The sequence below is a fragment of the Moritella marina ATCC 15381 genome, assembly GCF_008931805.1.
Classification (GTDB): domain Bacteria; phylum Pseudomonadota; class Gammaproteobacteria; order Enterobacterales; family Moritellaceae; genus Moritella; species Moritella marina.
Window position 1 is genome coordinate 3,896,714 of record NZ_CP044399.1, and the last position, 13,657, is coordinate 3,910,370.

Consider the following 13,657-nt stretch of genomic DNA (forward strand, 5'->3'; position numbering starts at 1 on the left):
TTATCTCAAGAAAAATTTCAAAATTATCTTTTGTATCAAATTACCATAAGGGGCATGCACGAAGCGCGTTGAATGGAATTTACCTTGTTTCAATATCGTTTTTGATTTTGAAAAAGTACGGAAACCTTCAATACCATGGTAATGACCCATACCAGCGGAACCGACACCACCAAACGGTGCATCTTCAGCTGCTACATGCATAATTGTATCATTAATAGCGACGCCACCAGAAATCGTCTCACGTTGTATTTTTTGTTGGGTCGCATCATCAAAGCTCATGATATATAAAGCTAAAGGGTGTGGACGCGCTTTAATATAACAAATCGCATCATCAATTGAATCATAAGGTAAAATTGGTAATAATGGACCAAATATTTCATCCTGCATCAATTGCATATCTTCATTTGTATCTAACAGCAAATGTGGCAACATGCGATGCTTTTGATCATCACAACTACTACCCGATTGCATCGTTTCAACTTTAGCCCCTCTCTGCGTTGCATCTTCTAACCAAGATTTAAGACGCGCATACTGGCGATCATCAACAATATTAGTGTAATCATCATTATCCATTGCCGCTGGATAGCGACGATTAAATTCTTTACGATATTCACTTACAAATTCATCTACTTTTGCACGCGGGCAAAGAATATAATCAGGCGCCACACAAATCTGGCCAGCATTTAAGCTTTTCCCCAACATGATACGATTAACCGCAGTCTTGATATCAATATCAGGCGCCACAATTACAGGTGACTTACCACCTAACTCAAGCGTCACTGGCGTTAAGTTATCCGCAGCCGCACGCATTACGTGTTTACCGACCACTGTCGAGCCAGTAAATAATAAATGATCAAAAGGCAGTTTAGTAAAAGCAGCAGACAAAGCCATTTCACCTTCGACAATCGCCACATCCTTACTATCAAAAACAGATTCAATAATTTTCTTTAACACTTGATTCGTTTTCGGGGTGAACTCCGACATTTTGAGCATCGCACGATTACCGGCAGCAATACTAGTGATCAGAGGTACAATCGCTAAATTAATCGGAAAATTCCAAGGTACAACGATACCAACAACACCAACAGGCTGATAATGGATCGTAACACTAGCTGGCGCTAATAACAGTCCAGGACTACGTCGTGTCGGCTTCATCCATTTGGCTACACGCGATAAGGTATAATTAAATTGTGCAACCGTCGGTAAAATATCAGCGATCAATGTATCGTAACGAGAACGATGACCATAATCTTCAGAAACCGCAGTAACAAGAGCCTCTTTATTCGCAAGGAAAGCCGTTTTAAATTGCGTTAAACGCTTTTTACGTTCACTCATATCCCATTCAGCCTGAGTTACGTAGGCCTCTTTTTGCGCACTAAAGATATGTTCCATCGCTGTGATTTCAACAATACTATCGCTATCATTCATTTTAATTTCCGCTACGCTCATAATATCCATGCCTCAATATAAAAACCGACTAGTTAGTCAATTAAAATAGACTGAATAGTCGGTTTTGTCTACAATAGCCCAAAAATAAAATGAACAGCAGTGATAATCATCACAGCTTAGGCAGTTGGAAGAACTGTTCCGTCACATGTAGACTGCGACTAAGCAAAGTATCAATATCCTCTCCACGCGCTCTGGCAATCGTTGCGGCCACATGCGGTAGATGACAAGGTTCATTACGACGTGATTTTGGTTTTGGTTTCAAATCTCGGGGTAATAAATAAGGCGCATCGGTTTCTAACATTAACCGGTTAGCAGGTATGTCTCGTACCAATTGATATAAATCTACGCCACGGCGTTCATCGCAGATCCACCCTGTAATACCAATATGCAAATCTAGCTCTAGACAGGCGGCAAGATCACTAGCTGAACCAGTAAAACAATGCAGTACAGCAGCTGGTAACGCAGAACGATACTCTTTAAGGATGGCAATAAAACGTTCATTAGCATCGCGTTCATGCATAAATACCGGCATGTTTAATTCTGCAGCCAATTCCAATTGTTTGGCGAAAGCAGTTTCTTGCATTGGGCGTGGCGAAAAATCACGATTAAAATCAAGCCCACATTCACCGATAGCAACAACAGAGTCATGCTGCGCTAATGTTTTAATTTGCAGCCAGCTTTCATCTGTCGCATGTCGTGCATCATGGGGGTGAATACCAGCAGTGGCATAAAGTTGTTGGGGGTAATCTTGAGTAAGCTGATAGGCAAGCTGGCTTTCGGCGATATCCGTGCCAGTAACAATTAAACGGCGCACCCCTTGGGCAGAGGCACGCGCTATAACATCAGGTAAATCTTTGTGAAAAGCAACGTTTGTTAAATTAACACCTATATCAATCAGTTCCTGCTTCTTCATCTTTTATCTCGTCCTGTTTAACGTAAAAACGAGAAAATAATAAACCTAACTCAAACAATAGCAACATAGGAATAGCTAATAATGTTTGTGAAATAATGTCAGGAGGTGTTAATAGCATGCCCACAATGAACGCAGCAACGACGATATAAGGGCGCTTTTTACGTAAACTTTCAGGCGTTGTCGCACCAGTCCAACATAACACTAATGTCGCAATTGGAATTTCAAATGCCAAACCAAATGCAAAAAATATCTTTAATACAAAATCAAGGTAACTACTAATATCGGGCGCAAATGTAACCCCTTCAGGTGCAACACTAGCAAAAAATTCAAATGCTAACGGGAACACAATAAAGTAAGAAAAAGCCACCCCCAAATAAAACAGTAATGCACTACTGATCACCAGCGGCGCAATTAATTTTTTCTCATGCTTATATAAACCCGGCGCGATGAAACCCCAAATTTGATATAGTACCCAAGGGATAGCAATAAATGAAGAAGCAACCAAGGTTAACTTTATTGGCGTGAAAAATGGCGTAGCGACATCTGTTGCTATCATACTTGTACCAGCAGGTAGCTGCGCAATCAAAGGCGCCGAAACTAGCTGATAAATATCATTAGCGAAATATACTAAAGAAATAAAAACCACGATAATTGCGCCACTCGCACGCAATAACCGATCCCTCAGCTCGATTAAATGAGTAATCAAAGGCTGAGTATTTGGATCTGCTGCCATTTATTTTTTATCCTGTTCGATAGCTTGATCAGCTATTTTAGGCGCCTGTTCAACCGTTGAGGTTGCAGTCGATGACTCAGCATCCGCATAAGGACGTGTCACCGAGGCAGCTGCATCACGTAAAGAATCAATAGAGTCTTGTAGTTCAGGGCTAATATTGTTCATGCCTTGCTGCTCAGCTTTTTTCAAATTGTCATGCATTTCTTGAATTTTCAATTCATGTGACAATTCGTCTTTTACTGAGTTAGCTGCACCTTTAATGGTTTTCACCCAAGTGCTGACCGTTTTTATAGCCACAGGTAACCGCTCTGGCCCTAATACTAATAGGCCCAGAACTGAGATAACGACAATCTCCCAAAATCCGATATCAAACATAAATTACGCCTGTTCTTTATCTTTTTTTGTTTCTGTTGTTTCTTTAGTTACATCTGTTTTTGCTGCGGTCGTTTCTTCTAATACTTTACTTTCTGTTTTGGTGTCTTTAGCGTCGTCACCCATGGCTTTTTTAAAGCCTTTAACTGCCGCACCTAAATCACCACCAACATTACGTAATTTCTTCGTTCCAAATAACAAAAGAATAATTACAGCAATGATAATTAACTGAGTAACACTGATTCCGCCCATGATAAAACCTTATTTTATGTAATTGAATACGTCATTATTAATATTGATCAGTATACAGTATATAGACTACATATTTACTACACTCTGATCTACGATAAATTTAACCGACCTTTTCGAGTCTGCTATTTCAGCTTGAACCAACCAAGTACAGTGCTCCCAAAGCCAATGCTCGCTAGCGTCAATGCTAGTGATGTCGAATCCGGGTGATACACGATTGCGGCACAAAGCATAATTACACCACCCACACTCAGTAAATAACGTCCTTTACCTGACTGCGCTTGGTTTTGAGTAAATTGTTCAGCTTGAGTGAACAGTTTATCCAATTTAGCCTGTTGTTTGGTTGCCTTTGTTAATGTATCAAACACTAACTCTGGTAATTCAGGTAATTTTTCAGCCCAAAATGGGGCTCGTTGTTTTACTGCAGAAAATACCGCTTGAGGGCCCATTTGTTCTTTCACCCAGCGTTCAAGGAAAGGCTTTGCCGTATCCCATAAGTCTAGCTGAGGATAGAGCTGACGACCTAATCCTTCAATGTATAATAATGTTTTTTGCAATAGCACTAATTGCGGCTGCACTGTCATATCAAACTTACGCGCAGTAGCAAATAAGTTAACGAGTACATGTCCAAATGAAATCTCTGCTAATGGTTTTTCAAAAATAGGATCGCAAACAGTGCGGATCGCAAATTCGAAATCATTCACATCAACATGTGATGGTACCCAGCCAGAATCGACATGTAACTCCGCGACTTTACGATAATCACGATGGAAAAAGGCCAGTAAATTTTCTGCTAAATAACGTTTATCTTCACGATTTAAAGTACCAACGATACCACAATCAATACCAATCCAACGCGGATCTTCTGGCGTCTTATAATCAACAAATACATTACCAGGGTGCATATCAGCATGGAAAAAACTATCACGGAAAACCTGAGTGAAAAATGTTTCAACCCCACGCTCCGCAAGTAACTTCATGTTAGTACCTTGCGCTTCTAAAGCCGCAATATCAGATACAGGTATACCGTATATACGCTCCATCACAATCATGTTTTTATGACTGTAATCGGCATAAATTTCGGGAACATATAATTCTTTCGAATCCAAAAAGTTACGACGTAACTGCGTGGCATTAGCCGCTTCACGCTCGAGGTTTAATTCATCAAGAATCGTTTTTTCATAATCGAGAACGACTTCTAAAGGTCTCAAACGTACCGCTTCCGGCACTAATTTTAATAATACTTTCGAGAGTCGTTTCATCAACTGAGTATCGGCACGAATAATAGGCTCGATATCTGGTCGAATAATTTTTATAACGACTTCTTCCTTATTACTTTTAAGCTTCGCGCTATGCACTTGGGCAATAGATGCCGAAGCCAGGGGGATTGGATCAAAATCATCAAACACGTCTGTAATTGGTTTACCTAACGCTAATTCAATTTGCTGCATCGCCAATTGACTATCAAACGGCGGTACTTGATCTTGCAGCATCGCCAGCTGTTCAGCAAATTCTTGCGGAAGCAAATCGCGACGCGTTGATAACATCTGGCCGAATTTAATAAAAACAGGGCCTAGTTGCTGCAATGCTAATTTAACTCGCTCTGCAGATGACTTGTCAGCATGCTGATTTTTAATCCAAAAAATAGATTTTCGAGCGAGTCGTGCAGACAAGGGTTTTAACTGTGTCGGCAACAACTCATCAAGACCATATTCTAATACGATCTTTTGGATATGATAGAAACGCTTAAGCTCAACGACTGTCATCTATATATCTTCCTTACGTGAGAGTAAGGCTAAACGCATTTCAAATTGCTTGCATTGTAATTCTAGTTCAGCGACTTCATCACAGAAGTTAGCAATTTCTAGTGCTCCAGGAGCTAAACGTATTTCTTCAATGATATACTCAGCAATATTATGACGTGCAATAGTCATATTATTTTGCAACCAAGCTTGGCTTGATTTTGCACCTTGTAATAATTTATGCGCAGCAACATCACCGGTATAACGAGATAAGTGCTCTTCCCAGTCAATATCTAGCTCTTTGAGAATGATGCTAAATTTGCTTGCCACCATAGGATCGCCACGCATATCCAATTCACCCTCTTTAATCAAAGCAGTGAACTGTGAACTATCTTGTAAGCGAGATAGGCTCGACAACTTTATATCCATACAACAATCTGCATCACCATCATATTTGGCTAATACATCAATCTGAGATGAGAAAATAAAATATAATGGCTTAGGTAATTCAGCTATATTTACTTTTAATACCTTACCTTTTAATGACGCGATCTTATCTACGGCATTGGTATCTGCTTTTAATAATTGATTCAATAACGTTTCAATTCCAGCAGTAACAAGCATTTCGATTGACATGAGCATACCTTAGAATTTATAACCGCGATGCAGAGCAACAATACCACCTGTTAAATTATGGTATTCAACACTTTCAAAACCAACGGTTTCCATCATGCCTTTTAATGTGTCTTGATTAGGGTGCATACGGATTGATTCAGCTAGGTATTGGTAACTATCGCCATCATCAGCAATTAATTCACCCATTTTAGGCAAAATATTGAATGAATAGAAATCATAAACTTTATTCAACGCTTCAGAATCTGGTTTTGAAAATTCTAGCACTAATAAACGTCCACCCGGCTTTAATACACGGAACATCGACGCTAATGCCTTATCTTTATCTGTCACGTTACGTAAACCAAATGCAATCGTAATCAAGTCAAAGTGATTATCTGGGAAAGGTAGTTCTTCTGCATTTGCTTGTACATAAGTCACATTACCAACAATACCGCGGTCACGTAATTTAGCACGGCCAACTTTTAGCATTGAATCATTAATATCAGCTAGCGTAACAGAACCTGTATCGCCAACAATGCGTGAAAATTTAGCCGTTAAATCACCTGTACCACCGGCTAGGTCTAATACCTTATGGCCCTGTCTTACACCACTACAATCAATCGTAAAACGTTTCCATAATCGATGAATACCCATAGACATAAGATCATTCATTACATCATATTTAGCTGCTACTGAATGAAACACACTCGCAACCATATCGACCTTTTGGTCAGATTCTACGGTTTTATAACCAAAATGCGTGGTGTTATTTGATTTGTCTGTCATCGAGCTGTCCTTAATATCAGTTTAAGCGGTTAGTTTACTGCAACTCCGAGCCAACTGAAACGAAACAAATCATTAAATTTATAAAAGACAAAAAAATACCGCCTCAGTGGGCGGTATTAGATATAACAGAGTAAATCAGATTAACGTTTAAAGTTAATCGCTTCAAACTCAGGTAAATTGATATGCGTTACACTCGGTTTTGTTTCAGCAAGTATTTTACCCGCTCGAATAACATAACGAGGTGCAGTCTGACGTCGAATAGCATCATAACCTGAATCAGCAGGTAAAATAACCAAGTGACCAGGCTTACCTTCTTCAATACCATAACGGTCTTGAATATTTAATGTTTGCGCACTGTGATCGGTAATTAGTTTCAATGACTGATCTATTTGCTCATAACCCATGATTTGACATACATGCAGTCCCATATGCGTGACTTGTAGCATATTCGCAGTACCTAACGGGTACCAAGGATCGAAGATATCATCGTGACCGAAACAAACGTTAATATTCGCCGCGAGCATCTCTTTCACACGGGTAATACCACGACGCTTAGGATAAGAATCAAAACGCCCCTGTAAGTGAATATTTACCAGTGGATTTGCAACAAAGCTAATACCGGACATTTTCAGCAAACGGAATAAACGAGAAGCGTAAGCGTCATTATAAGAATGCATTGCTGTAGTATGACTTGCCGTGACACGATGACCCATTTTCTTTTCGTGTGCCAATGTTGCTACGGTTTCCACAAAACGAGATTGCTCATCATCAATTTCATCACAATGTACATCGATAAGACAATCAAATTCTTGCGCTAAATCGAAGACAAAATGAAGTGAATCAATTGCATATTCACGACTAAATTCGAAATGCGGAATAGCGCCAATAACGTCAGCCCCCATTTCCACAGCTTTACGCATAATCTCTTTACCATTAGGAAAAGAATTAATACCTTCCTGCGGAAATGCTACGATTTGAATTTCAATGAATTCTTTTAGCTCTTCACGTAATTCAAGTAATGCCTTAAGTGCAATTAAATTCGGTTCTGAAACATCAACGTGAGTACGTACGTATTGGATACCGTTCGCAATCTGCCATTTTAACGTCGTCGTTGCACGCTTCTTCACATCTTCATGTGTCAGCATAGCTTTACGTTCCGACCAACGCTCAATACCTTCAAATAAAGTACCTGACATGTTCCAGTTCGGTTCACCCGCTGTTTGCGTTGTATCTAAATGCACATGTGGTTCAACAAATGGAGGCGTTGCTAAACCGCCTTCGCCATCAATAATATCGCAATCAGACCCATCTAGTTCGCCACACGGTTTAATGGCAGAGAAAATACCATTCTCGATACGAATATCAACAAACTTATTATTTCGGTAAAGTTGCACATTTTTAATTAAAGTCGGCATTACGCGTCACTCTTTTTAGTAGCATTAATTGATTTAGAGGCCATCACTTTACAACAAACGAAGTAAGCAATAGCACCACCGATAACGGCATTAACAGGGACTACACCTGGTAATAATTGACCCGCAGCGATACCAGCAGCAACAGCAATAAGTGCCTGCCAGCGAATTGTTTCGAATTCAGCTTTTGCAAATTCAGCATACTTACCTCGGTGGATTAGGAAATAATCGGCAATAAGTACACCACCGATTGGTGGAATAGCGGCACTTAAAAATGACAACCAGCCCACAAAATTATTATATAACCAAAGCGCAAATACAGTACCAATCACACCATTTATCATTGCTAACTTCTTACTGTCTATACCGGTCACATTTGAAAAACCCAAACCTGATGCATAAAGGGCATTATCATTTGTTGTCCAGATATTAAGACCTAATACGATAATAGCTGGAATTAATAACCCCTGCGTCATCATCACATCAGAAATATCAGCAAAGCCTGTTGCAGCGGCTCCAGCGGCGCCAAAGATAAACATTAATGAATTACCAATGAAGAAAGCAATAAGCGTAATAGCAACAGCAGCCATTGGCTTACGACCAAAGCGAACAAAGTCAGCCGTTAAGGTCCCGGCACTAATAAATGAGCCTATCACTAACGCAAGTGCTGTATTAAAATCGATTTTCTTATCAACAGCCGGAACTATTTTTTGCATTTCAGTAATACCGCCTAGATCATTCACAGCAAGATAAACCGAATAACCACCTAAGATAGCAATAGCTGGTACAGCGACAAAGCTTAATACCATTAGCGCTGAAATGCCAAAATAAACGGTCACAGTCATTAACAGTCCAGCAATCACAATGATTGTATTCACATCAAGCACAACGCCCATTTCACCCAGCAGCGCTTTTTGAACAGGTAATGCAAACATAGCCACACCAACGCCAAACCACCCTACCTGAGTACCACCAAGTAAGATAGACGGGATGTATGACCCCTTAGTACCAAATGAATAGCGTGCTAGCAAATGCGTTGAAAGGCCTGTCTTAGTACCAATATAACCAAGGAAAGCGGTATAGATACCGAGGATTAAATTACCAAGTAATACAGCGTAGAAGAAATCATCATAGGAAAGTCCAGTGCCTAGCGTACCACCTGTCCACATACTTGCAGAGAAAAAAGTTAGCCCTAGCATAACCAATGATAGTGCGATAAAACCTTTTCTTTCTGATTTAGGAACGGGTCCTAAAGAATAGTCATTTTGTGCAGCCACGAACTCTCCGATTTCTTTTTTTATTGACAAATTGCGCGGTATTCTAATGATCATCAACTTTAAGTCAATAACAAAATTTTTCCATCAATAAAACTCGCTAAAAAAAATGACACCGCTAACAATATGTATTTTTATAATAAAATTTAATAAAGAACAAGTTCAATAGCTTAGTTGCACCAAGATGAAATCAGTCATATTAAAATATGAGTACCATGACAGCAAAAATAAATTAAATTATTTTCCAATATCATAAGTCATAATGATAGAAGTACAGACTTACATCGACACTTGCGGGGTTGATAAAGATAAATTTCAGGTATAAAAAAACCTGGATCGTAAGATTCAGGCTTTCAATGTTGTTGGCAAAGAGAAAGCGAACGGCTTTCTACAAACCATAACCAGCGAAGCCTCCGGCAGCGTGACAGGCCGCTTTTTATTAAATAGTCTAAGACCGCCATGGATGGAGGAAGTGCAGGGAAATGTAGGTAACATTTCTAATCCAACTGAATACAATGAATAAGAATCAGCGCTCCCCGCAATCTGTATTCTTTAACCTCTGAATTTCAGGCATAAAAAAAGCCTGAATCTTTCGATTCAGGCTTAATCTAATTGTTGGCGGAGCGGACGGGACTCGAACCCGCGACCCCCGGCGTGACAGGCCGGTATTCTAACCAACTGAACTACCGCTCCGCACAATCTGTGCTGATAAATATCAGTCTTAATTTGGCGCTTGGCGATGCCCTACTCTCACATGGGGAAACCCCACACTACCATCGGCGTTATTACGTTTCACTACTGAGTTCGGAATGGAGTCAGGTGGTACCGCAACACTATGGTCACCAAGCAAATTCTTTACAGTTATTACACTGTTTGCTTTCTATAGAAGTTTTCACTTCGTTTTAATCTGAAAAGCTATAAATAAAGAAGTCTTTAAAACGTAAAGTGTTCAATCTATTCTTAAGTCGATTATTTCAATTAATCATACCACTTACGTACGAGTCGTACTTCAGTTTGTATGGTTAAGCCTCACGGGTAATTAGTACAAGTTAGCTCAATGCCTCACAGCACTTACACACCTTGCCTATCAACGTTGTAGTCTCCAACGGCCCTTCAGGGAGCTTAAAGCTCCAGTGAGAACTCATCTCGAGGCCTGCTTCCCGCTTAGATGCTTTCAGCGGTTATCAGTTCCGAACTTAGCTACCGGGCAATGCTATTGGCATAACAACCCGAACACCAGTGGTTCGTCCACTCCGGTCCTCTCGTACTAGGAGCAGCTCCTCTCAATTCTCAAACGCCCACGGCAGATAGGGACCGAACTGTCTCACGACGTTCTAAACCCAGCTCGCGTACCACTTTAAATGGCGAACAGCCATACCCTTGGGACCAACTTCAGCCCCAGGATGTGATGAGCCGACATCGAGGTGCCAAACACCGCCGTCGATATGAACTCTTGGGCGGTATCAGCCTGTTATCCCCGGAGTACCTTTTATCCGTTGAGCGATGGCCCTTCCATTCAGAACCACCGGATCACTAAGACCTACTTTCGTACCTGCTCGACGTGTCTGTCTCGCAGTTAAGCTGGCTTATGCCTTTGCACTAACCACATGATGTCCAACCATGTTTAGCCAACCTTCGTGCTCCTCCGTTACTCTTTGGGAGGAGACCGCCCCAGTCAAACTACCCACCAGACACTGTCCGCAATCCCGATAAGGGACCTACGTTAGAACATCAAACGTACAAGGGTGGTATTTCAAGGACGACTCAATATCATCTAGCGACAATATTTCATAGTCTCCCACCTATCCTACACATGTAGGTTCAATGTTCAGTGCCAAGCTATAGTAAAGGTTCACGGGGTCTTTCCGTCTAGCCGCGGGTACACTGCATCTTAACAGCGATTTCAATTTCACTGAGTCTCGGGTGGAGACAGCGTGGCCATCATTACGCCATTCGTGCAGGTCGGAACTTACCCGACAAGGAATTTCGCTACCTTAGGACCGTTATAGTTACGGCCGCCGTTTACCGGGGCTTCGATCATGAGCTTCGACCTAAGTCTAACCCAATCAATTAACCTTCCGGCACCGGGCAGGCGTCACACCGTATACGTCATCTTTCGATTTTGCACAGTGCTGTGTTTTTAATAAACAGTTGCAGCCACCATTTCTCTGCGACCAACAATAGCTTACGGAGCAAGTCCTTCACCATCATTGGCGTACCTTCTCCCGAAGTTACGGTACCATTTTGCCTAGTTCCTTCACCCGAGTTCTCTCAAGCGCCTTAGTATTCTCTACCTAACCACCTGTGTCGGTTTGGGGTACGATTCTCTCATATCTGAAGCTTAGAGGTTTTTCCTGCAAGCCGGGTATCAACTACTTCATCTCCGTAGAGACTCGTCATCAGTTCTCAGCATTCTCATTAAAGAGAGCGACCCGGATTTGCCTAAGTCACTTGCCTACTACCTTAAACATGGACAACCATCGCCATGCTAGCCTAACCTTCTCCGTCACCCCATCGCAATATAAGCGAGTACTGGAATATTAACCAGTTTCCCATCGACTACGCCTTTCGGCCTCGCCTTAGGAGTCGACTCACCCTGCCCCGATTAACGTTGGACAGGAACCCTTGGTCTTTCGGCGTGGAGGTTTTTCACCCCCATTATCGTTACTCATGTCAACATTCGCACTTCTGATACCTCCAGCAAGCTTCTCAACTCACCTTCAACGGCTTACAGAACGCTCCTCTACCATGCAAGAACAAGTCTTGCATCCGTAGCTTCGGTGGTATGTTTAGCCCCGTTAAATCTTCCGCGCAGACCGACTCGACCAGTGAGCTATTACGCTTTCTTTAAAAGATGGCTGCTTCTAAGCCAACTTCCTGGCTGTCTGAGCCTTTCCACATCGTTTCCCACTTAACATACACTTTGGGACCTTAGCTGACGGTCTGGGTTGTTTCCCTTTCCACGACGGACGTTAGCACCCGCCGTGTGTCTCCCGCGATTGAACTTATTGGTATTCGGAGTTTGCAAAGGGTTGGTAAGTCGGGATGACCCCCTAGCCTTAACAGTGCTCTACCCCCAATAGTTAGACGCGAGGCGCTACCTAAATAGCTTTCGAGGAGAACCAGCTATCTCCCGGTTTGATTGGCCTTTCACCCCCAGCCACAAGTCATCCGCTAATTTTTCAACATTAGTCGGTTCGGTCCTCCAGTTGATGTTACTCAACCTTCAACCTGCCCATGGCTAGATCACCGGGTTTCGGGTCTAATCCCAGCAACTATTCGCGCAGTTAACACTCGGTTTCCCTACGGCTCCGCTATTCGCTTAACCTTGCTACTGAAATTAAGTCGTTGACCCATTATACAAAAGGTACGCAGTCACAGAACAAGTCTGCTCCCACTGCTTGTACGTATACGGTTTCAGGTTCTATTTCACTCCCCTCACAGGGGTTCTTTTCGCCTTTCCCTCACGGTACTGGTTCACTATCGGTCAGTCAGTAGTATTTAGCCTTGGAAGATGGTCCTCCCATATTCAAACAGCATATCACGTGTGCCGTCCTACTCGATTTCACAGTAAGGTCGTTTTCATGTACGGGACTATCACCCTGTATCGTGAAACTTTCCAGAATCTTCCATTAACTTCCAAACTGCTTAAGGGCTAGACCCCGTTCGCTCGCCGCTACTAAGGGTATCTCTATTGATTTCTTTTCCTCGGGGTACTTAGATGTTTCAGTTCTCCCGGTTCGCTTCGCAACGCTATGTATTCACGTTACGATACCTTACTTAGTAAGGTGGGTTCCCCCATTCGGAAATCTGTGGATTAACGCTTTTTATCAACTCCCCACAGCTTAACGCAGATTAACACGTCCTTCATCGCCTCTGACTGCCTAGGCATCCACCGTATACGCTTAGTCACTTAACCATACAATCTAAAGTCGACTGTACAATTGAAATAACTAGGTATTATCTAGTTTTTTTCGCCTCAAGAATACTCAAGAACACTTCATTGTTATTACCGAAGTAATAACGTGTTTTAAGAACTTCTTTATTTATTCAGCTTTCCAAATTTTTAAAGAGCAATTTGCTAAAAAGCAAAAATAAGCATTAAGCTTGCT

The 13,657-nt window shown here is 41.7% G+C and carries 10 protein-coding genes, 1 tRNA gene and 2 rRNA genes; all 13 read right to left on the reverse strand.

Features of this window, described 5'->3' with window-relative positions:
- Positions 1 to 1,449: a coniferyl aldehyde dehydrogenase gene (locus FR932_RS17555; RefSeq protein WP_019442736.1), complete on the reverse strand. Its 1,449-nt coding sequence runs from the start codon at positions 1,447 to 1,449 to the stop codon at positions 1 to 3.
- 109 nt (positions 1,450 to 1,558) lie between these two features.
- Positions 1,559 to 2,362: a TatD family hydrolase gene (locus FR932_RS17560; protein ID WP_019442737.1), complete on the reverse strand. Its 804-nt coding sequence runs from the start codon at positions 2,360 to 2,362 to the stop codon at positions 1,559 to 1,561.
- Positions 2,340 to 3,095 (reverse strand): twin-arginine translocase subunit TatC, encoded by a 756-nt coding sequence (gene tatC, locus FR932_RS17565; protein ID WP_019442738.1) that lies wholly within the window; start codon positions 3,093 to 3,095, stop codon positions 2,340 to 2,342. Before tatC ends, FR932_RS17560 begins: the two co-directional genes overlap by 23 nt.
- On the reverse strand, positions 3,096 to 3,470 hold the full coding sequence (gene tatB / locus FR932_RS17570; RefSeq protein ID WP_019442739.1) for a Sec-independent protein translocase protein TatB: 375 nt from the start codon (positions 3,468 to 3,470) through the stop codon (positions 3,096 to 3,098).
- A gap of 3 nt (positions 3,471 to 3,473) precedes the next feature.
- A complete protein-coding gene (tatA, locus tag FR932_RS17575; RefSeq protein ID WP_019442740.1) occupies positions 3,474 to 3,719 on the reverse strand; it encodes a twin-arginine translocase TatA/TatE family subunit in 246 nt (81 codons plus the stop codon).
- Positions 3,720 to 3,841: 122 nt separating this feature from the next.
- A complete protein-coding gene (gene ubiB / locus FR932_RS17580) occupies positions 3,842 to 5,482 on the reverse strand; it encodes a ubiquinone biosynthesis regulatory protein kinase UbiB (RefSeq protein ID WP_019442741.1) in 1,641 nt (546 codons plus the stop codon).
- A complete protein-coding gene (locus tag FR932_RS17585) occupies positions 5,483 to 6,094 on the reverse strand; it encodes a ubiquinone biosynthesis accessory factor UbiJ (RefSeq protein WP_019442742.1) in 612 nt (203 codons plus the stop codon).
- A 9-nt stretch (positions 6,095 to 6,103) separates the two neighbouring features.
- On the reverse strand, positions 6,104 to 6,859 hold the full coding sequence (ubiE, locus tag FR932_RS17590; RefSeq protein ID WP_019442743.1) for a bifunctional demethylmenaquinone methyltransferase/2-methoxy-6-polyprenyl-1,4-benzoquinol methylase UbiE: 756 nt from the start codon (positions 6,857 to 6,859) through the stop codon (positions 6,104 to 6,106).
- A 140-nt stretch (positions 6,860 to 6,999) separates the two neighbouring features.
- Positions 7,000 to 8,274 carry a cytosine deaminase gene (gene codA / locus FR932_RS17595; RefSeq protein ID WP_019442744.1) on the reverse strand — a complete coding sequence of 425 codons (1,275 nt, stop codon included), beginning with the start codon at positions 8,272 to 8,274 and terminating at the stop codon, positions 7,000 to 7,002.
- A complete protein-coding gene (gene codB, locus FR932_RS17600; RefSeq protein WP_019442745.1) occupies positions 8,274 to 9,548 on the reverse strand; it encodes a cytosine permease in 1,275 nt (424 codons plus the stop codon). The genes codA and codB overlap by 1 nt, the downstream gene beginning before the upstream one ends.
- A 613-nt stretch (positions 9,549 to 10,161) precedes the next feature.
- Positions 10,162 to 10,238: transfer RNA gene (locus FR932_RS17605), tRNA-Asp, on the reverse strand.
- Positions 10,239 to 10,276: 38 nt separating this feature from the next.
- Positions 10,277 to 10,392, reverse strand: a 5S ribosomal RNA gene (gene rrf / locus FR932_RS17610).
- 171 nt (positions 10,393 to 10,563) lie between these two features.
- Positions 10,564 to 13,464, reverse strand: a 23S ribosomal RNA gene (locus FR932_RS17615).
- Positions 13,465 to 13,657: the final 193 nt, after the last annotated feature.